Below are 20,349 nucleotides of genomic sequence, written 5' to 3'. Positions count from 1 at the left end.
TCCGATGATTTATTCATTTCAAATAATATGTCTCGCCGAGTATAACGCTATCCATAGACCCGCAAGACCTCGTCGGCTGCATGTGTTCGACGAGCAGACCGGGCCCACCCCGACACGGAGACACCCATGTCCGAACGCGCCCCCAGCGCCGAACGCGCTGCCTATTACGAACACGTTGGCCGCAACCACATGGCCCCGCTGTGGGAGTCGCTGCACAGCCTCGTGCCGCCGCAGCCGCGCCCGCGCGTTGTGCCCGCCCTCTGGAAATACAACGAAGTGCGCCCGCTGGTGATGGAAGCGGGACGCGTCATCAGTGCCGAAGAAGCCGTGCGCCGTGTGCTGATCTTGCAGAATCCGGGAACGCCGGGCTCGTCGAGCATCACCGGCTCGCTCTACGCGGGGCTGCAACTGATTCTGCCGGGCGAGATCGCGCCAAGCCATCGCCATACACAATCGGCCTTGCGCTTCATCGTGGAGGGTCGCGGGGCGTGGACGGCCGTGAACGGCGAGCGCACCACGATGCATCCGGGCGACTTCATCATCACGCCCTCGTGGACCTGGCACGACCACGGCAATCCGGTGGACGGCGAGCCAGTCGTATGGCTCGACGGTCTCGACATTCCGCTGGTGCAGTACTTCGACGCGGGCTTTGCCGAGAACTACCCCGAATCGCAACAGCCCGTGCAACGCCCGGAAGGCGACAGCTTCGCGCGCTATGGCTACAACATGCTGCCCGTGCACCACAAGGTCAGCGACCCGACTTCCCCCATCTTCTGCTACCCGTACGCTCGCTCGCGCGAGGCGCTCGAAACGCTGTATCGCAACGGCGAACTCGATCCGTGGGACGGCATCAAGCTGCGCTACGTCAACCCGGCGACCGGCGGCTGGCCGATGCCGACGATGGCGACCTTCATGCAATACCTGCCTGCCGGCTTCCAGGGCAAGACCTATCGCAGCACCGACGCGACGGTCTTCTCAGTGGTCGAAGGCCGCGGCACGGTGCGCATTGGCGACGATGTTTTCCAGTTCGAGCCTCGCGATCACTTCGTCGTGCCCTCATGGGCGCCGGTCCAGCTTGCCGCGCTCGACGACACCGTGCTGTTCAGCTACTCGGATCGCCCCGTGCTCGCCGCCCTGAACCTGCTGCGCGAATCGCGCACCTGAGCCAGGTACACCCGGCCCAACGTTTGCACATCGGCCTCGTGCGTGAGGCATCTGCCTGAGCGACGCGCGTTGCCACCGTCTTTTCCTTAATTCGTCGAGTCAACACCATGTCCTTCGTCTTCGCTCCACCCGCCACCGTCGCCATTCCCGTCGTCGGCAGCAACGATCAGTTCGCCGTGCGTCGTGTGTATTGCGTTGGCCGCAACTACGCCGCCCACGCGCGCGAAATGGGCTTCGATCCCGACCGCGAGCCGCCGTTCTTCTTTTGCAAGCCGGCCGATGCCGTGCTGCCCGTGGCCTACGGCGAGACGCTGGAACTGAAGTATCCCGCGCAGACGTCCAACTATCACTACGAGGCCGAGCTGGTCGCCGCGATCGGCAAGGCCGGCTCGGATATCGCGCTCGATCAGGCGCTCGATCATGTGTGGGGCTACGCCGTGGGTCTGGACATGACGCGCCGCGATCTGCAGATGAAGATGCGCGAGATGGGGCGTCCGTGGGAAATCGGCAAGGCGTTCGACGCGTCGGCGCCCATCGGCCCGATCCATCCGGTGTCGAGCGTCGGTCACATCGAAAAGGCAGCCATTTCACTGACGCTCGACGGCGTGCAGAAGCAGAAAAGCGACATCACGCACCTGATCTGGTCGGTCGCGGAGACCGTCTCGTATCTCTCGCAGTTCTTCCGCCTCGAACCGGGCGATCTGATCTACACCGGCACGCCTGAAGGCGTCGGTCCGGTCAAGGCGGGCGAGACGATGGTGACGGCCGTCGAGGGGCTCGGCGAGATCACGGTGCGCGTGGTCTGAGGCATCGCCATGCAGCTCTATAGCTTCTTCAACAGCTCGACCTCGTACCGGGTGCGCATCGCGCTCGCGCTCAAGGGGCTGGCGTTCGACACCATTGCGGTCAACATTCGCGCCGGCGAGCATCGCGCCGACGCGTATGTCGACGAAGTCAATGCGTCGGCCACCGTGCCTGCGCTCGTCGACGGCGATGTCGCGCTGGGCCAGTCGCTCGCCATTCTCGATTATCTCGACGCGAAGTATCCCGAACCGCGTCTGGTTCCGCAGAACATCGAAGCCCGCGCGCGCGTGCTCGAACTGGCGATGCTCGTCAGTTGCGACATCCATCCGGTGAACAACCTGCGCATTCTGAAATATCTGCAAGGCCCGTTGGGCCTCAGCGCAGCGCAGAAAGACGCGTGGTACCGCCACTGGGTCGCCGAGGGAATGGCGGGCGTGGAGCGCTTGCTCGACAAGCATGGCCACGGCGCATGGTGCTTCGGCGAGGCGCCAACGCTCGCCGACGTTTGCCTGATTCCGCAAATCGCCAATGCGCAACGGATGGGCTGCGACTTGTCGGCGTACCCGCGCGCCATGGCGGTGTACGCGCAAGCGGCGACGCACCCGGCATTCGTCGCGGCGGCGCCCGACCGTCAGCCGGACTACACGGCGTGATCGACATCAGGACATCAGGACATCCGGAACGGCTGGACAAGCCGCAGGAGACAACCATGAATCAAACGTCCCAACCCAAAGCCCTCGTTGTGGGCGGCGGAATCGGCGGCCTGGCCGCAGCGCTCGCCCTCGCCAATCAGGGGGTGCGCATCGAACTGCTGGAACAGGCCGAGACCGTCGGCGAGATCGGCGCGGGCATCCAGCTCGCGGCCAATGCTTTCGCGGCGCTCGACGCACTCGGTGTCGGTGAAGCCGCCCGCGCCCGCTCGGTCTTCACTGACCATATCACCCTGCGCGATGCCGTCGACCGCAGCGTCATCGCGGAAGTCGATGTCGGCGCGCCGTATCGCGAGCGCTTCGGCAATCCGTACGCCGTGATTCACCGCGCCGATATCCATCTCTCGATTCTCGAAGCGGTTCAGCGCAACCCGCTGATTCAGTTCCGGACCGCGACGCGCGTCGTCACGCTGACGCAGGACGACACCGGCGTGAGCGTCGTCGACCAGCACGGCGAACGTCACACGGCCAACGCCGTGATCGGCTGCGACGGCGTGAAGTCGGCCGTGCGCGAGGTGCTCATCGGCGACGCGCCGCGCGTGACCGGGCATGTGGTGTACCGCGCGGTGGTCGACGTCGAGAACATGCCCAAGGACTTGCAGGTCAACGCGCCCGTGGTCTGGGCAGGGCCGAATTGCCATCTCGTGCATTACCCGTTGCGCGGCGGCAAGCAATACAACCTCGTGGTGACGTTCCACAGCCGGGAGCCAGAAGTCTGGGGCGTGCGTGACGGCAGCAAGGACGAAGTGCTGTCGTACTTCGAGGGCATCGACGCGCTGCCCCACCAGATGCTCGACCGTCCGACCTCGTGGCGTCGCTGGGCCACCGCCGACCGCGATCCGGTCGCGCAGTGGAGCTTCGGCCGTGCCACGCTCCTGGGCGACGCCGCGCACCCGATGACGCAGTACATCGCACAGGGGGCGTGCCAGGCCCTGGAAGACGCCGTCACGCTGGGCGCCGCCTACGCGGCGGCGAACGGCGATTTCGTCGACGCCTTCCGCCGCTACGAACACGCGCGCATTCCCCGCACTGCCCGTGTGCTCTATGGCGCGCGCGACATGGGCCGGGTGTACCACGCCAAGGGCGTGGATCGCTGGGTGCGCAACTCGCTGTGGAAGGGGCGCACCCAGACGCAGTTCTACGACGCCCTGCAATGGCTGCACGGCTGGCGCGCCGAGCACTGCCTGTCGCAAACCCCCTGGCTGGCCGACGCATAAGCCCGGACGAGACCACGCGGCATCACAAGCCCCACGGCCTGACGTCAGGTCGTTCCGCAGCGCAACGGCCACCCGCCGTCGCGCTGCACACCATCGCTGCGCGTATGGCGAGCGTTGGATTTGCAGCACGCATAACAACAAACACTGCACTGCAATGCAATGCACTCCGGCGACGCAGGCCCCCTGCCGCGCCGCTTCTGGCACCTTCGAGGAGACAACCTATGCCAGCCACGCCCATCAACGTGACGACATTCATCGACCGGCATCGCATCTCGCCGTTCCAGATGATGATCGTCGTCCTGTGCTTCCTGATCGTCGCCATCGACGGCTTCGACACGGCCGCCATCGGCTTCATCGCGCCCGCCATTCGCGCCGAGTGGTCGCTCACGCCCGCGCATCTCGCGCCGATTTTCGGCGCGGGGCTGGCGGGCCTGATGGCTGGCGCGTTCCTGTTCGGGCCGCTCGCGGACAAATTCGGCCGCAAGACCATCCTCATCTTCTCCGTGATGTTCTTCGGGTTGGCGAGTCTCGCGTCGGCCTGGTCGACGGACGTGTGGCATCTCATCGCCTTACGCTTCCTGACGGGCCTGGGCCTCGGCGGCGCGATGCCCAACGCGATCACGTTGACGTCGGAGTATTGCCCCGACTCACGCCGTTCGTTCCTCGTGACGACCATGTTCTGCGGTTTCACGCTCGGCTCGGCGCTGGGCGGTCTTGCGTCGGCTGGCTTGATCGACGCCTTCGGTTGGCGTGCCGTGCTGATCGTCGGTGGCGTCATGCCCCTCGTGCTCGGGGCGATTCTGGTGCGCGCGCTGCCCGAATCGGTGCGCTACCTCGTGATGGCGGGCAAATCGCCCGAGCGGATCGCGGCATCGCTGCAACGCATTGCGCCGCAAGAAGACTTGCGCGGCGCGACGTTCGATATCGCAACGAAGCCGTCGGCCACGTCGCCGGTGCGGCATCTGTTCAAGCCCGAATTGCTGCGCGGCACCCTGCTCTTCTGGGTCACCTTCTTCATGAGTCTGCTCGTGATCTACCTGCTCTCGAGCTGGTTGCCGACACTGCTTCGCACCAACGGCCTGACGCTGCGCGATGCCGCCATCGTCACCGCCATGTTTCAGGTCGGCGGCACGCTGGGCGCCATTGTGCTCGGCGCGCTGATGGACCGCATCAATCCGCACTACGTGCTCGCCACCGCTTACGTGCTGGCGGGCATTTGCGTGGCGGCCGTCGGTCCGTTCGCCAGTTCACCGGTACTCGCATCGGTGGCCGTGTTCTGGGCCGGCTTCTGCGTGTCGGGCGGCCAGGTCGGCGCGAACGCGTTGTCCGCCGGGTTCTATCCGACGGACTGCCGCGCCACCGGCGTCAGTTGGGCCAACGGTGTCGGGCGTCTGGGCTCGGTGGTCGGTTCGGTCGGCGGTGCTTCGATGCTCGCCATGGGGTGGTCGATGCCAGCCCTCTTCGCCGCCATCGGCGTGCCAGCCGTGCTCGCCGGCCTGACGATGCTCACCCTGGGACGTCTGCGCCACCGTCAGGCCACGGTTGCACTCGAAGCCACGGCGTAGGCGCTTCGTCAGACGTTTCGCCAGACTTTCGCCAGACATACCGCAGGCCGAGCGCTTCGCGCGGGCGTCGTTCGCAGTGCGCGATGACGCCCGCAGGCCTGTCGGGCAAAGGGATAACGCTGGCAGGTGCACCGGAGCGGGTTGCACCGCGCAAATCGATGCGGATAGGAATAAAGTGTCGACTGGCGGCGCGTTCGAGGTGTGCGTTCGGCACCCGCGTCATTGCGACGCTGCGCCGCGAAGCCCCCTTTCGAAATCCACTTCCCCTGCGGAGACTGACGGTGTCGTTGCCCCCCCTGCTGGTCGTTATTCCGATGCATCCCAAGCAGTTGCTCGAACTGCAAGCCCGCTTCGATGTGATCTACCGCCCGAGTCATCACCCCGTGCCGGACGGTTGGGGCGCCGAGGGCGCTCGCGCGCGCTTCGTGCTGACCAACGGCGCACGCGGTCTGAGCGCCGTCGAATTGGCCCACCTTCCGAACGTGGAATTGGTCAGTGCTTTGGGTGCCGGGTACGAGAATCTGGAGATTGCCGCGATGCGCGCGCGCAATATCGTGGCCGTAAACGGCGCCGGCGCGAATGCACCGACCGTGGCCGATCAGGGTTTCGCGCTGCTGCTCGCCGCCGTGCGTCGCATTCCGGAATACGACGCCGCGTGCCGCAACGGCATATGGCGCGATGCGCTGCCGATGCAACCGGGCGTGTCGGGCAAGAAATTGGGCATCGTTGGGTTGGGGGCCGTCGGCCGTCAATTCGCCAAACGCGGCGAAGGCTTCGACATGCAGATCGGCTACCGGAACCGCCACCGCCGCGACGATGTGCCGGCGCACTACGAATATTTCGACAGCGTGCTGGCGCTGGCCGAATGGGCCGACTATCTCGTCGTGACGGCCCCGGGTGGCGCGGCGTCCCATCATCTGGTGAACGCGCAGGTGCTGCGCGCGCTCGGCAAACACGGCTTTCTCGTCAACCTGGGACGCGGCAGCATCGTCGACACCGCCGCCCTTGCCGACGCCTTGCGCAATGGCACCATCGCCGGTGCCGGGCTGGACGTCTACGAAGGCGAGCCGTCACCGCCTGCCGCGCTCATCGACTTGCAGAACGTGGTGTTGAGTCCCCATGTGGCGGGCCGCTCGCCCGAGGCCGAAGCCGCCACGCTCGCCCTGTTTCTCGAAAACGCCCGTCGTTATCAGTCGGGCGAGCCGCTGTTGACACCGCTGTGAGTGGCGAGACGCCTCAGTGATTGTCCAACCCGTCGATGCTGCGCTCCGGCGACGATGAAAGGGTGACGCCGTCGTTGACCGGCTCAAACTCGATGCTGCTCTTAGCGCTGGCCGTGGTGAAGACGGTCTCGCAGGTCGGGCACTTCACTTCGGCATCCGAATGGAGATAGTCGTGGAGCGCCTGCACGGTCGGCTCACTGGCCGCGACGGGAAAACGCGCGTTACAGGTGGGACAAACGACGAAACCGGTATGGATCGACAGCATGGTGGGCCTCCTGTAGGCAACGCCACCGATTCTACGCCAGTCGTTGGATGGCGGTCCGGTGCGTCGCGTGCAATGCGACAATCCCTGCGAGAGAATCGGTGAAGGGCATTCCACGCGAATGTCCATCGCACCGGGGCCGCCATCGTCAACCCACACAGCGAGACGCCATCCATGCCGCGCACCGCCCAACCGAGTCCGGGAATGTCCGCCTTGCCCGTGAAGATCACGCACGGCGAGCGCGTCATGGACATACATTCCGGCGTCACGAAAGCCGAACTCGCGGCGTATTACGACGCCGTCAGCCCGTGGATGCTGCCGCATCTGGCCGATCGGCCGGTGGCGGTGTTGCGTGCCCCCGAAGGTATTGGTGGCGAAATGTTCTTTCAGAAGCATGCGGCGAAGACGATACAGGGCGTACGCGCGCTCGACCCATCGCTGGATCCGGACCACGCGCCGCTCATGCAGATCGATCACGTTCGCGGTCTCGTCGGCGCGGTACAGATGGGGACGGTGGAATTCCACACGTGGAATGCGCGCAGTGATCGGATCGAGCGTCCTGACCGGGTGATCTTCGATCTGGACCCCGGCGACGACGTGCCGTTCGCGCGCATCGTGGAAGACGCGCAACTGATTCGCGGATTGCTTGACGAGCTTGGCCTGACGACATTCGTGAAGACGAGCGGCGGCAAGGGACTGCATGTGGTGACGCCGCTGGCACGCCGGCATGCGTGGGACGTCGCCAAAGGCTTCGCGCAAGCCGTCGCCAGCCACATGGCGCGCGTGTTCCCCGATCGCTTTACCGCGACCATGGGACCGACGCACCGTGTCGGGAAGTGCTTCATCGACTATCTGCGCAATTACCGTGGCGCGACAACGGTGTGCGCATACTCGGCCCGCGCCCGCGAAGGGATGGCCGTCTCGATGCCGGTGCACTGGGAAGAGTTGCCCGATTTACCCGGCGCGGATGCGTGGAACGTGCGCAATGCCGTCGAACGGCTGCGTGCACTGAAGCAGGACCCGTGGGCCGGCTACGACAAGGCCGAGTTGCAGCGCGTGACAAAAGGGGTGTTGGATCGGCTGGGGGATTGAGTCCGCAGCGGGTCGACACGCGCCGATCGTCGGCGTGACGCGCTCCAGCGCCCCAGCCCCCCGGCGTCGCGACAATTAGCCTCGCGTGCCGCCTGCCTCGCCATCCTGCAACCAGCGGCGTTTATCGCGCAGCGGCGCCTCGCCGAATACGCGCGCGTATTCGCGGCTGAATTGCGAAGCACTCTCGTATCCCACGGCTTGCGCTGCCGCCGCCACGGCGATATCCGCCGCAAAGATCAGCCGGCGCGCTTCCTGCAGGCGCAACTGCTTTTGGTACTGCACCGGACTCATCGCCGTCACCAGCTTGAAATGGTGATGCAGCGACGAAACGCTCATATGCACTTCCTGCGCCAACGTTTCTACCCGCAACGGCTGCGCATAGTGCTCGCGTAACCAGCGCACGGCGCGCGCGATGCGATTCATCTGACTATCCTGCAACGCCATCTGCCGTAACAGCACGCCCTGCCCGTTCATGAGCAATCGATAGACAATCTCGCGCTTGATCATCGGCGCCAGGATCGGAATGTCTCGCGGCGCTTCCAGCAGGCGAAGCAGGCGCAATACGGCGTCGAGCAGCGCCGCGTCCAGCCGATGAACGTACATGCCCCGACCGCTCGCCGCAGGTGCCGGGGGTGGCAGATGCTCGTCGCCAATGAGCGACGTCACGTCCTCTGCCACCAGATTGAGCCGCAACCCGAGATAGGGTGATGGCTCGCTCGCCCCCGACACCTGCGCCACCACCGGCAAATGCACCGACGAGACCATGTAATGCATCGGATCGTAGGCGTATTGCGCCTCGCCGATCTGCAAGCGCTTCTCGCCTTGCGCGATTACCGCGAACGCCGGCTGCTGCAACGCTGGCTTCGGCCCGCCCGGGTGCGAGATACGATGCACGAACAGACCGTCCACGGCCGTCGGCGCCGTGCCCTCCAGGCCGTGCGTGGCTCGATCGAGCAGTCGCACCAGTTCGTTGCGGGCGGTGTGCGACGGATCGTCCGCGAACTCGCGCTGCGCCGCCCCGCGAGGCGCGATCTTGACCAGATGCATGACGATGTCCTCATTCCGAATCGACCGTCACCGACGCGACGGCCGCAATGAGGCACAGCATACGCCTGCCGCAGGAACTTGCCTGATCCTCTGCCTCCGAATACCCACGATCGGGCAAAAATTTCGGAGAATTCGGCAAATTCCGGACATCCGCACTGGCCGATCGCCTCGTCGCGGCGCGGACGCACGTCGACTTCCCGCCATATTCGGCAATGCTTTTCGGCCGCGCCATGCCCCATGGCGATGCATGAAAGCAGCCCCTTGCAGAATCAGGCAGGAAATGTGCAGGAACAGGTACTGCTTGCCTGATGCCCCGCGACGCATAATGCATCCCATCCCGTGCAAGCCGTCCGAGTTCCGACGGCCATCTGCGACGGGCGGCAATTTCAACGGAGCGATGCAATGCGACAAAGGAAACTCGGCAACACCGGCCTCTTCGTCTCGGAACTGTGTCTGGGCACCATGACCTTCGGCGGACAGGGCGAACTGTGGAGCAAGATCGGCCATTTGCAGCAGAACGATGTCGACACACTCGTGGGCCGTGCGCTCGACGCAGGTATCAACTTCATCGACACCGCCGACGTCTATTCGGAAGGTCAGTCGGAAGTCCTCACCGGGCAGGCGCTGCGCAATCTCAAGGTGCCGCGCGATAACGTCGTGGTCGCCACCAAGGTCTTTGGCGCGACGGGCGCACAAGGCGCTAACTCGCGCGGCCTGTCGCGCTATCACATCATGGACGGCATCAAAGCCAGCCTCAAACGCCTGCAACTCGATCACATCGATCTGTATCAGGTGCACGGCTTCGATCCGGTCACGCCCATCGAAGAAACGCTCGGCGCACTCGACGACCTGGTGCGTCAAGGGCACGTTCGCTACATCGGCGTCTCGAACTGGGCCGCGTGGCAGATCGCCAAGGCGTTGGGCATCTCGGCGCGGCGCAATCTCGCGAGCTTCGCGTCGCTGCAGGCGTACTACACCGTCGCCGGCCGCGATCTGGAGCGCGAGATCGTCCCGATGCTGCGCAGCGAGAACGTCGGCTTGATGGTATGGAGCCCGCTTGCCGGTGGCTTGCTCTCGGGCAAGTACACGCGTGACGGCCAGACCGAAGCCGGCAGCCGCCGCCAAAGCTTCGACTTCCCCCCGGTCAACGTGGAACGGGCCTACGACGCCATCGATGTCATGCGCGGCATTGCCGCCGAGAAGGGTGTGTCGGTCGCGCAGATCGCGCTCGCCTGGTTGCTCGCTCAGCCGGTTGTCTCGACGGTCATCATCGGCGCCAAGCGCGCCGATCAGCTCGACGACAACATCGCGGCGACGCGTGTCACGCTCAGCGCGCGCGAACTGTCCGCCCTCGACGCGGCCAGCGCACTGCCGAGCGAGTATCCGGGCTGGATGCTCTCGCGCCAAGGCGACCCGCGCCGCGCACAACTCGCCGAAGCCGGTCTGCTCTGAGACGTGGTGAGTTACGTGAATTGGCTTCGGTCTGCGCCAAACGGCCAAACTGCCCAACGGCCAATTCGCATTCAGCAACCTAACCGCACCTAGCGCAAGGGCCGCGCCAACCGCACTACACTAACCGGCGCTAATGCGCCGTCATCGAGGCGCGGCGCACCGTGAAAGCGGTGCGCCGTCGTTTCATCGCGGCAACCCACTGCCCGTTGGCAACGCGCGCGATGCGTCGTCATCAGAACGTGTGGCGCATGCCGACGTTCACACCGAGCTGACTCGCGCCCGTCCCAGGCGCACCGCCCGCCCCGCCCGAGCTCACCGAATACGCCGCGTGCGCACTGTTCCCCAGCCACGCCACTTGTGTGTAGACGGCCGTGCGCTTCGAGAGGAAGTACGTCCCGCGCAGCGTCGCCATCGTCGCCCGCGTGTTCTGGCGCGCGTTCAACATGCGGAATACTTCGCCGTCCACCGCGAAGGCCGGTGTGAACTGGTACATCGCGCCGACATAGAACATATCGGCATTCACGTCGGTCACCGCAGCGGACGCCGTTTGCACGCGGCGTCCAAGCCAGCCCGCCCCCGCCTTCCACTTGCTCCCTTTCACATAGCCGTTCAACTGCCAGCGGGTGTCCTTGTCGGACGCGCTCGTGAGCGCAACGCTCGCCACGCCGTTGAAGAAGTTTGCGGCGGCACCGGGGCCGCCGCGCTGCTCGTCCCACGCCCCGGCCACACCGAACCATGCCGTGTCGTACTTGAGCATCGCCGAGATCTGGCGGCAAGACGTCATCTGTCCCGCCGTCTGCCCGGCGCATGTGCCCTGCCCCGGCGAGTTGCCGGTGCCACCGTTGTCGCGGCCGAACGAGTAGGTCGCGCCCACCGTCAACCCTTGAAACACGCCCTTGTAGGCGATGGTGTTGTCGCTGCGCGCGTTCGGGATGTAGCTGTCGAGCGATCCGCTGCCGTAGAGGTCCGGGCCGAGAATGTCGGCGTCGCTCATGACCCAGAACGTCATCGAGTACTGACGCCCGAACGACAGCGTGCCGTACCGATTCGACAGCCCCACCCATGCCTGACGACCCAACAGCCGCCCGCCCTGATTGAGGTCGCCCGCGCGAACGTTGAAGCCGCTCTCGAGCGCGAACACGGCATGCAGGCCGCCACCAAGATCCTCGTCGCCACGCAGGCCCCAGCGCGACGGCAGCGAGCCAGTGTTGGCCGGCATGCGCATGAGCGCGCTGTTGTTGGCACCGGCGTGCGAGAGGTATTCGATACCGGTGTCGAGAATGCCGTAGAGCGTTACGCTCTGGGCCGACGCGGATGTGTAGGCCAACGCGAGGCTGGCAGCCAGCGCGAGCGCAGGCAGTCCCTTGTGGGTCACGGTGATGTCTCCATTCAAGCGTGTAACGATCCGGCCTGTGCCGGCCGGTTGCGGATGAATACGGGCAGATGCCCGCAATGCCGCGCGGGCGTCGGAAGACGCGCACGCGGCGGGTACTACGCGAGTGGGCGCTGCCGGGCGTCCGCCCGGCACACGCATCAGACTGCGCGGGCTGCGGGCTTACCGGCCCCCGCCGCGAGCGCGCCTGTGCGGCTCGCACGGCGACGCATCACGAGCATGAGCGCCGCCGCCACGAACGCGGGGATGGCGACGATCTGGAACGCCTGCGCCGTGCTCGACGCCGTGGCGATCAGCACGCCGCCGAGGCCCGAACCGAGAATCGAGCCGAGACGCCCCACGCCGAGCGCCCAGGCCACTCCGGTCGCACGCGAGGCCGTCGGGTAGTACGCGGCCGTCAGCGCGTTGGCCCCCGTCTGCGACCCCGCCACGCCGAAGCCCGCGAGAAACACCACCGCCATCAACCATCCGGTCTGATGGGTCACCGAGCCGAGCACGCATAGCGCGATGCCGGCCATGACATACGAGGCGGCCAGCACCCGATACGGGCTGGTGCGATCCATCGCGAAGCCGATCAGCACTGCGCCGACCGTGCCGCCAAGCGGCAGCATCGCACCGATGCGAGCGGCCTCCGACAGCGTGTATCCCGAGTCCTTGACGATCAGCGGTAGCCAGCTCGTGAGCAGATAGAACGCGCACAGCGTGCAGAAGTACGTCGCCCAAAGCAGCATCGTGCCCACGACGTATTGGCGCGCGAACAATCCACCCACGGCCGAATTGGGCGCCCCGGCAGGCGCGACCTCCGGATCGATGCGCGTGACCTGCGGGTCGATGCACCTTGCGATCGCGAGCACCTGCTCGGCGCGATCGCCGCGCGCCGCAAGGTAGCGCATCGACTCGGGCAACCAGCGGACAAGCACCGGCACGATCGCAAGCGGCACCACACCGCCGGCGATGAGCACCCCGCGCCAGCCGATGTGCGGGAGTGTCTGAGCGACGATCTCGCCGCCGATGGCAAAGCCCAGCGTGAAGCCGCAGAACGTGGCCGTGACGAGCAGCGAGCGCATGCGTTGTGCGCAGTATTCCGAGCTGAGGGTGATGGCGTTGGGCATGGCGCCGCCCAGGCCGATGCCCGTGAGGAAGCGCATGACGGCAAGCTCGGTCGGGCTATGAACGTACGCCGACGCCATGCTGCCGAGCGAGAACAGGATGACCGACAGAATCAGCACGCGCTTGCGGCCGATGCGGTCGGCCAGCGGGCCGAAGATAAAGCAGCCGAGCATCAGACCGCCCAGCCCTGCACCGAAGACCGTGCCAAGGCTCGTCGTCGCCATGGCCCACTCACTCCGGATGGCCGGGGCGAGATAGCCGATGGCGGCCGTGTCGAAGCCGTCCAAGGTGACGATCAGAAAGCACAGTGCAATCACGCGCCATTGAAATGGCGTGATGCCTCTGCGGTCCATCAAAGCGGATATTTCCATGTCTGTCTCCTGTGCGGTAGTGACCGCAGACTGGGCGGCGGGCCGTGGCGTCTGTCGACGACGCTCTGTAAGAGCCACGCAGCCGGTTGGGGGCGATTACGTCACAACGTTGTGCATGTCGAATCGGGTGACCCGGCACACGATCGCGCAGCGTGCGACACAGCTACGTCGTGCAGCTCCGGATCGCCCGCCGAGAGGTATTCCCACATGCGTTCGATGATTCGGCCCGAGCGTGTAGCACGAGCGAGGCATTCGTCGAGCGCGAGTACCGCAGCGGGGTGCGTGGCTTCAAGCGCGAGTACGTCAAGGTCGACGCGCGCCGCGTCTTCGAGGTACCACGTGAGCGCCACCGTCGCTTCGAGCGTGTCGGCCGCGACCACGGCGCCGTTGCCGCGCATGACCACGGCGGCGTTCGAGCCCATCGTGGCGATGACCGCGTCGGCCTGCGCGTCGGCGCGAATCAGTTGCGGGTCGTCCCAGAGCGGTACGCCAGGGGCGAAGTAAGTCCCCGGACCGTGCAACGCGCGCGGCGTGCGACGCAGGGTCGAGAGCGACAAGGTCTTGGGCGGCATCGTGCGCGCCACGGCCCCGATCTCCGGACGGCGGCGATAGATCGTCTGATGCAGACGAACCTCGCCAAGCACACCCTCGGGCAGCGCGCCGTCGACGGGCACCACCGTGCCCGCTTCGCCCACGCCGATGAGGCCCATCGGGCGCGCCGCACACACGAGGAAGCGATCGGCGTCGAGACGCACACTGCAATGCCCGTAAGCGTGGACCAGCCCTGCGCGGGCCAGCGTGCGGGCCGCCACACGCACCGCGCGGTTGCGCTCGGCGAGGTATGCGGGATCGAATCCATGGGGTGTCATGAGAAACCTGGCGATATCGCCACAAGCAAGATCGACGCGATGCGTCAGGCCGAAAATTCGGGAATCTCGGGCGTCGCGCCCCACATGCAGAACCCGGTCGGATCGAACGGAAACTGGCGCGGCACGTAGGTCGCCTCGTCCTGCGGTGTAATCGTGCGCACCCCCGTCGAGTACTCGTAGACCATGCCGTCCGGCCCCGCGAAGTACAGGAACATGGCGTGCGACGTTGGGTGACGTCCGGGCCCGAAGCGAATCGGCACCCCCTGCTCGCGAAGGAAATACCAGGAGCGCATGAGGTCGTCGATGGCGTTCACCTGGAAGTTCACATGCTGGATACCCGCGCGCGTCGCCGGGAACAGCGCAATCTTGTGATGCACCTCGTCGATGCGCAGCAGCGGTGCGTCGCCAATGCGATCCGAGACACGCGCGTTGCAAACACTCGTCCAGAACGCTTCGTCGCGACGCGCGTCGGTCGTGCACAGTCCAACGTGACTGAAGGCGTCGATGCCCGCATCGCGTTCGCCGTGATAGCGCCGGCCCGTCTGAGCCGCGCGCAACACCAGCTCGATCCGGTTGCCGCTGGGGTCGAGAAACGTCAGTACCTCGGCCACTCGGCGCAGGTCGGCCTCGTCGCGCGTGCCCCGGCGAAACCCAATGCGCATGGCATCGAGCTGCGCGGCGGCAGCATCGAAATGTGCGTCGCTCGCAATGTCGAACGCAACCGTGTGGTCGGTGGGATCGCCCTCGAAGTAGCACACCGAGTGGTCGCGGCTGTCGCTGCGAAGAAAAACATGGCCGGCCTCTCGACGCACTTCCTGCAACCCGAGAATGGTGCGCGCGTAACGTGTGGCACCTTCAAGGTCGCGCGTGCCCAGCCGCACGTAACGAATGTCGTGCAGATTGATCACCTCTTGTCTCCTGCGGATATTTTTTTTGCCTCGGGCCTGCGCCCGATGACGGCAATCTCGTGAGGGATACGATAAGGATCGACGCCGCATGACGCCAACAAATTGCGTAAATGCGCGGTATTTACGACGTGAATTGGGGGTGCAGCATGCGCGCGTCACGATGCCGCCGCCTCGCACGGCGGCGTGTCATGCGCGCACGAGAGACGCCCGGGTCAGTCTTCGCCGTGGAACAGACGAAAGAGGGTGCTGCGCAACCAGCGATGGCCGGCGTCGGTGTGAAAGCGTTCGTGCCAGAGCTGCGAGATGTCGAACTCGGGGCCGTCGAATGGCAACGCATAAGTGCGCAGATCGGCGGCGGCCTTGAGCGCGCGTCCGAGCCGGGTGGGCACGCAAACCACGAGATCGCTCGCGGCGATGAGCGCCGACAGGCCCATCGAATGCGCCATGCGCAGCGCGACATGACGCTGACGCCCCGACTGTGCGAACCAGTGCTCGACGGCCGTCTCGAAGAGATCGTGATTGCCCGCCGTCGGACGATACACCGCGTGCGCGGCATTGAGGAATGCGTCGGCGCTCAGTTGTCCGCGAATCGTGGGATGCTCGTCGCGTACGAGCGCGACGTAGTGTTCGCGAAAGAGGCGTTGCTGATGAAAGCCCGACGAGAAGCGGGTGAAGAGACCCAGAGTGAGATCGATGTCGCCCATCGCCATGGCGTTCTGGGCCTCGCGCGGCGTGGTGTCGACCGTGACGATGCGCACGCCCGGCGCTTCCACCGCGAGTGTCGCCATCAGCTTCGGGATGAAAATCAACTGGCCGATGTCGCTCAGGTACAGCCGGAAGGTGCGCTGTGCATTGGCGGGCACGAAGTCCTGCGGTGCTTCCACGGCACTGCGGATCAGACCGAGTCCCTCGGTGACCGCAGACGCCAGCGAGCGCGCGAGGTCGGTCGGCAACATGCCCTGCGGCGTCTTGACGAACAGCGGGTCGCCAAAGGCCAGGCGCAGACGTTTGAGCGCGTTGCTCACCGCCGATTGCGTGAGGTTCAATTCCTCGGCCGTGACCGTCGTGCTGCGCGTGCGCAGCAACGACTCAAACACGGGTAACAGATTCAAATCGAGCGAGCGTAAGTTCATCCCCAGCCGAGCCATCCTGCAAGAAGCGTTACGAGCGCAAGGGTGAGCGCACCCCGGTTGGCGCGCCGCAAACCCGGGACGCACGAACGTCTTGTCGCGTTTCTTCGTAGGCACGCGACGACGTGGACCCGCATCGCGCCGCCGGGACTGCCCCGCATTCTAGGCAACGTCCGACCCCGTGCGCAGTGCGGGAAACCCCGGCCACGCGCGGCGTCGCGTTCGTGATATTCACGGGTGCGCCCCCGCACGCGCCGCCGCGTGCAAGCGCGCGATGACTTCGAGCACTTCCGGACGCTTTTCCCGCTTGGCCGTCACGATGTGGTAACGCAACGGCGAGTCGACTTCAACGTCCGACAGGCGCTTGAGACGACTGCGCGCGATACAGTCGTCGGCCAGCGGCGCGCGGGCCAATGCAATGCCCAGCCCGGCTTCCGCCGCTGCGAGTACCACCGTGTAGTCTTCGAAGCGCCGGTCGCGCGCACGCGGCCGCAGCGAAGCACCGTGCACGCCGCACCACGCGCGCCACCCCGTCAGATCGGAGTCGTGCAGCAGCGGCATCGCGAGCAGGTCGGATATGCTCGCCCCCTCAAGCCGATGCGCGATCTCGGGCGATGCGATCGGGTACAGCATCTCGGACATCAGCGGCTCGGCGTCGACACTTGCCCAGCCGCCGCGACCATAGCGCAGCGCGATGTCGACTTCTCCCGCACCCACGTCGGCATTGCGGTGTTCGGTCGTGACGTGGATATCGATGAACGGCTGGCCCGCCTCGAGCGAGCGCAACCGCTCGAGCAACCAGAGTTTGGCGAAGGACGGCACGACACTCAGACGCACGGCCGGGGCCTTGCGCGCCTGATGCCACTGGTCGGCAGCCGCATCGATCACGTCGAACGCATGCTCGATGCGCCCGAGAAAGCGCTGGCCGTCGCACGTGAGGCTCACGCCCCGGCCGTGCCGCTCGAAGAGCGCGCAGCCGAGCCAGTTTTCCACCGCCCCGACCCGGCGGCTGATGGCACCGTGCGTGAGGCCGCTCGCGGCCGCCGCCGCCGTGAACGAGCCGTGACGCGCAACGAGGCAGACCGTCTCGAGGTTGGCCAGCGGCGGGCGGGCACGGTGCAGACTGTTCATAGGTAGGGTCGAAGCGATAGGCGCGAAGCAATAGGCGCGAAGACGGGGCGGCAGGTGTGAACCGAACGCACGGCTCACCCGCGATTTGTGCAGTAGCTTATCACCGTCCGCGTGCGGCAACATAAGGGCTTGCGGGCCGTTGCGCCGACGTCGGATGGGCATTCATCGCACATCGGCGCGGCCCGCGCTTTCCATTCCAGGAGTCCATCGTGTCAGCCGCTGCCCCCGCCTCGCTCATGCTCTATGTGGACGCTCGATTCACGAGCCCCTATGCACTGTCGGTCTTCGTCACGCTGCGAGAGAAAGGTCTTCCGTTCGAACTGCGCACCGTCGATCTCGTGCAGGGTGCACAGTTCGAGACCCGCTACGCGGACCTCTCGCTCACGCGGCGCGTCCCCACGCTCGTGCACGACGGCTTCACGCTGTCCGAATCGTCGGCCATCACCGAGTATCTCGATGCAATTTCACCCGAGGCGCCCGTGTATCCGACGGAGGTGCGCGACCGGGCTCGCGCGCGTCAGGTGCAGGCGTGGCTGCGCAGCGATCTGGGCGCGTTGCGCGAGGAGCGCTCTACGGAAGTGATCTTCTATCGGCCGGTGGACACGCCGCTCTCGGACGCGGGCTACACGGCCGCGAGCAAGCTGATCGCCATTGCCCTGAACCTGCTGCCCGACGGCCGTATGTCGCTCTTCGACAAGTGGTGTGTCGCAGACGTCGAGCTTGCGCTGATGCTCAACCGGCTTGTGTACAACGACGACGTGGTGCCACCCGCGCTGGCCGAGTATGCGCGCCGTCAATTCGCCCGCCCCGCGGTGCAGGAATGGCTGGCCATGACGCGCCCGCCGCGTCCGGGCGATGCGACCGGCGCCAAGGAAGCCGCCTGAGCCGTGACGCGCCTCAGGCGGCCACGATCGCCAGCCGTTGCCTGTGGATGCGGATGTGAAGCAGCACAAGCAGACGGTTCGGACAGTCGTCGCGCAATGCGACCCTGCACCGGCCCTGCGTTGCATCCACCGCCGCATGGCGGCTGGCGATCGCCGCCTGATACGCAGCGGCCGCCAGCGAGCGCGACGCGAGAATCAGCAGCAGCAGTGATGCCGCCATCGCGATACGGAAGTCGGCGGTGGTGAAGATGCGCTCGGGCACGTCGAACACGAACATGGCGATCACCAGACACGCGTCGATGCAGGCAGCCCCCAGCGAGACCACGAGCAGGTACGCGCGCAACATCCGAATGGTTGACGATTTCATCTGTCTGCGCTTCCTTTGCACTCGCTGAGCGAGCATTTCCGCAATTCCGAAGCCCCCCCAATGGGGGCGCACAGTCGGCGAATCTGCGGTGTTTCCGACATCATCCGCTTCCAATGTTAAATGTCGAGCACCGGCCGACCTGTGAACGGAAACGTTTTTTTTACACGCCGTTACACCCCCATTGCGCCGCACCGCATCAGGCGGCCTTGGCAGCGAAATCTCGCACGTTTCTTGCGAAAATCAGCCAAATTCCGATGTTTTTCGGCGCAATCGCCGCGTAAAGCCGGCGGATGCGGCCCGATCAGTGAATTCAGTCGACAGGCAGGGGCCGAAAGGAGGAAAATATCGCCACCTTGCCGTTTACGTTAACGGCACTGACGACTGAAGCCCCCTCTGCCGAGACATTGAAGAAACATGAGCGCCGATAATCAATTGCGTTTTGTCGTGGAGCCGCACGCCAACCTCACCCCTGCCGACCAGATCGCCGCCAAGTTGGCGAACCCGGTATTTGGCCGCGTCTTCACGGATCACATGGTCACGATTCGCTGGACCGAGGGCACGGGCTGGCATGACGCGAAGGTCGAGGCCCGCCGTGCGTTCGAGATCGACCCCGCGTGCGCCGTGCTGCACTACGCGCAGGAGATCTTCGAAGGCATGAAGGCCTATCGTGGCGAAGACGGCAAGATCTCGCTGTTTCGCCCGCAAGCCAATGCCCGGCGCTTCCGCGAGTCGGCGCAGCGCATGTCGATGGCCGAGTTGCCGGAAGCCGTGTTCCTCGAAGCCGTGGAACGGCTCGTCGACATCGATCGCGCATGGATCCCGGGCGCAGAAGGCAGCAGCCTCTACATCCGTCCGTTCATGTTCGCCTCGGAGAGCTTCCTGGGCGTGCGCGCCGCACATGAATACATCTTCTGCGTGATCGCTTGCCCGGTGGGCCCGTACTTCAAGCCCGGCAAGTCCGCCGTGACCGTGTGGGTGTCGGACCAGTACACGCGCGCCGCCCCGGGCGGCACCGGCGCGGCGAAGTGCGGCGGCAACTACGCCGCGAGCCTGATCGCGCAGACCGAAGCGAGCGCCAAGGGCTGCGACCAGGTCGTGTTCCTCGACGCCGCGCAGCATCGCTGGATCGAAGAGCTGGGCGGCATGAACGTCTTCTTCGTGATGGACGACGGCTCGCTCCAGACGCCGCCGCTCTCCGGCACCATCCTGCCGGGCATCACGCGTGCGTCGATCATCGAACTGGCCAAGCGTGAAGGCTTGCGCGTCAACGAAACGCCGTACGAGTTTGCGCAGTGGCAAGCCGACGCCGCCAGCGGCCGTGTGAAGGAAACGTTCGCATGCGGTACGGCAGCGGTCGTGACAGCCATCGGTCAGGTGCGTCACGCCAACGGCGAATTCACCATTGGCGACGGTGGCGAAGGCCCGGTCACCAAGCGCATTCGCGATCAACTCACGGGCATTCAACGCGGCAAGGTCGCCGATCCGTTCGGCTGGGTGCACCACGTTGCGTAATCGCACGTTGAATTCGACGAGGTTGTCGACATAACAAGCTGTAAAGCTGCGCGTCGCCCGAGACAGCGACGCGGGAAACCATCGGCGGCGCGCCGCGACACCAGGAGAGTCGGGCGCGCCGTCTTGTTGTACTTGACG

The 20,349-nt window shown here is 65.6% G+C and carries 19 protein-coding genes; 10 read left to right on the top strand and 9 right to left on the bottom strand.

Annotated elements, in window-relative coordinates; translation table 11 throughout:
* Positions 1–126 precede the first annotated feature (126 nt).
* From gtdA to ACE3UG_RS05205, 6 genes are all read left to right on the top strand, one after another.
* Positions 127–1,164, top strand: coding sequence for a gentisate 1,2-dioxygenase (gtdA, locus tag ACE3UG_RS05230; protein WP_374620590.1), 1,038 nt, complete (start codon positions 127–129; stop codon positions 1,162–1,164).
* Positions 1,165–1,271: 107 nt separating this feature from the next.
* Positions 1,272–1,970, top strand: coding sequence for a fumarylacetoacetate hydrolase family protein (locus ACE3UG_RS05225; protein ID WP_374620587.1), 699 nt, complete (start codon positions 1,272–1,274; stop codon positions 1,968–1,970).
* 9 nt (positions 1,971–1,979) lie between these two features.
* Positions 1,980–2,621, top strand: coding sequence for a maleylacetoacetate isomerase (gene maiA / locus ACE3UG_RS05220; RefSeq protein WP_374620584.1), 642 nt, complete (start codon positions 1,980–1,982; stop codon positions 2,619–2,621).
* A gap of 56 nt (positions 2,622–2,677) precedes the next feature.
* Positions 2,678–3,895, top strand: a complete 1,218-nt coding sequence (locus tag ACE3UG_RS05215; protein WP_374620581.1) for a 3-hydroxybenzoate 6-monooxygenase — start codon at positions 2,678–2,680, stop codon at positions 3,893–3,895.
* A 221-nt stretch (positions 3,896–4,116) separates the two neighbouring features.
* Positions 4,117–5,460 (top strand): MFS transporter, encoded by a 1,344-nt coding sequence (locus tag ACE3UG_RS05210; protein WP_374620579.1) that lies wholly within the window; start codon positions 4,117–4,119, stop codon positions 5,458–5,460.
* Between the two features lie 314 nt (positions 5,461–5,774).
* Positions 5,775–6,683: a 2-hydroxyacid dehydrogenase gene (locus tag ACE3UG_RS05205; protein WP_374621000.1), complete on the top strand. Its 909-nt coding sequence runs from the start codon at positions 5,775–5,777 to the stop codon at positions 6,681–6,683.
* 13 nt (positions 6,684–6,696) lie between these two features.
* Here ACE3UG_RS05205 and ACE3UG_RS05200 read toward each other — a convergent pair whose 3' ends face one another.
* Positions 6,697–6,948 carry a hypothetical protein gene (locus ACE3UG_RS05200; RefSeq protein WP_374620576.1) on the bottom strand — a complete coding sequence of 84 codons (252 nt, stop codon included), beginning with the start codon at positions 6,946–6,948 and terminating at the stop codon, positions 6,697–6,699.
* 201 nt (positions 6,949–7,149) lie between these two features.
* Here ACE3UG_RS05200 and ligD point away from each other — a divergent pair, with 201 nt between their 5' ends.
* Entirely contained in the window at positions 7,150–8,037 is an 888-nt protein-coding gene (gene ligD, locus ACE3UG_RS05195) for a non-homologous end-joining DNA ligase (protein WP_374620573.1), read from the top strand.
* Positions 8,038–8,112: 75 nt separating this feature from the next.
* Here ligD and ACE3UG_RS05190 read toward each other — a convergent pair whose 3' ends face one another.
* Complete coding sequence (locus ACE3UG_RS05190; protein WP_374620571.1) at positions 8,113–9,084, bottom strand: AraC family transcriptional regulator N-terminal domain-containing protein; 972 nt, start codon at positions 9,082–9,084, stop codon at positions 8,113–8,115.
* Between the two features lie 402 nt (positions 9,085–9,486).
* On the opposite strand from ACE3UG_RS05190, the gene ACE3UG_RS05185 reads away from it, so the two are divergent.
* Positions 9,487–10,536 carry an aldo/keto reductase gene (locus tag ACE3UG_RS05185; RefSeq protein ID WP_374620568.1) on the top strand — a complete coding sequence of 350 codons (1,050 nt, stop codon included), beginning with the start codon at positions 9,487–9,489 and terminating at the stop codon, positions 10,534–10,536.
* A 232-nt stretch (positions 10,537–10,768) separates the two neighbouring features.
* Here the strand turns inward: ACE3UG_RS05185 and ACE3UG_RS05180 are convergent, their stop codons facing one another.
* The 6 genes from ACE3UG_RS05180 to ACE3UG_RS05155 all read right to left on the bottom strand — a co-directional run bounded on the left by ACE3UG_RS05180 (position 10,769) and on the right by ACE3UG_RS05155 (position 17,448).
* Entirely contained in the window at positions 10,769–11,896 is a 1,128-nt protein-coding gene (locus ACE3UG_RS05180; RefSeq protein WP_374620997.1) for a porin, read from the bottom strand.
* Positions 11,897–12,069: 173 nt separating this feature from the next.
* On the bottom strand, positions 12,070–13,410 hold the full coding sequence (locus ACE3UG_RS05175; RefSeq protein WP_374620565.1) for an MFS transporter: 1,341 nt from the start codon (positions 13,408–13,410) through the stop codon (positions 12,070–12,072).
* A gap of 101 nt (positions 13,411–13,511) precedes the next feature.
* The gene (locus ACE3UG_RS05170) at positions 13,512–14,279 is read right to left on the bottom strand and encodes a class II aldolase/adducin family protein (protein ID WP_374620562.1); all 768 of its coding nucleotides are present in this window, start codon (positions 14,277–14,279) and stop codon (positions 13,512–13,514) included.
* A 44-nt stretch (positions 14,280–14,323) separates the two neighbouring features.
* The gene (locus tag ACE3UG_RS05165) at positions 14,324–15,187 is read right to left on the bottom strand and encodes a VOC family protein (RefSeq protein WP_374620559.1); all 864 of its coding nucleotides are present in this window, start codon (positions 15,185–15,187) and stop codon (positions 14,324–14,326) included.
* Positions 15,188–15,399: 212 nt separating this feature from the next.
* On the bottom strand, positions 15,400–16,320 hold the full coding sequence (locus ACE3UG_RS05160; protein ID WP_374620557.1) for a LysR family transcriptional regulator: 921 nt from the start codon (positions 16,318–16,320) through the stop codon (positions 15,400–15,402).
* Positions 16,321–16,548: 228 nt separating this feature from the next.
* The gene (locus ACE3UG_RS05155; RefSeq protein ID WP_374620554.1) at positions 16,549–17,448 is read right to left on the bottom strand and encodes a LysR substrate-binding domain-containing protein; all 900 of its coding nucleotides are present in this window, start codon (positions 17,446–17,448) and stop codon (positions 16,549–16,551) included.
* A gap of 209 nt (positions 17,449–17,657) precedes the next feature.
* Here ACE3UG_RS05155 and yfcF point away from each other — a divergent pair, with 209 nt between their 5' ends.
* Positions 17,658–18,332, top strand: a complete 675-nt coding sequence (gene yfcF, locus ACE3UG_RS05150; RefSeq protein WP_374620551.1) for a glutathione transferase — start codon at positions 17,658–17,660, stop codon at positions 18,330–18,332.
* Positions 18,333–18,345: 13 nt separating this feature from the next.
* Here the strand turns inward: yfcF and ACE3UG_RS05145 are convergent, their stop codons facing one another.
* Positions 18,346–18,699 (bottom strand): hypothetical protein, encoded by a 354-nt coding sequence (locus ACE3UG_RS05145; RefSeq protein WP_374620549.1) that lies wholly within the window; start codon positions 18,697–18,699, stop codon positions 18,346–18,348.
* 414 nt (positions 18,700–19,113) lie between these two features.
* Here ACE3UG_RS05145 and ACE3UG_RS05140 point away from each other — a divergent pair, with 414 nt between their 5' ends.
* Positions 19,114–20,211 carry a branched-chain amino acid aminotransferase gene (locus ACE3UG_RS05140; protein ID WP_374620547.1) on the top strand — a complete coding sequence of 366 codons (1,098 nt, stop codon included), beginning with the start codon at positions 19,114–19,116 and terminating at the stop codon, positions 20,209–20,211.
* Positions 20,212–20,349 lie beyond the last annotated feature (138 nt).

This window comes from Pandoraea sp., assembly GCF_041919235.1.
Classification (GTDB): domain Bacteria; phylum Pseudomonadota; class Gammaproteobacteria; order Burkholderiales; family Burkholderiaceae; genus Pandoraea.
The sequence above is the reverse complement of the archived record's forward strand: the minus strand, read 5'-3'. Positions and strand labels throughout refer to the sequence as shown.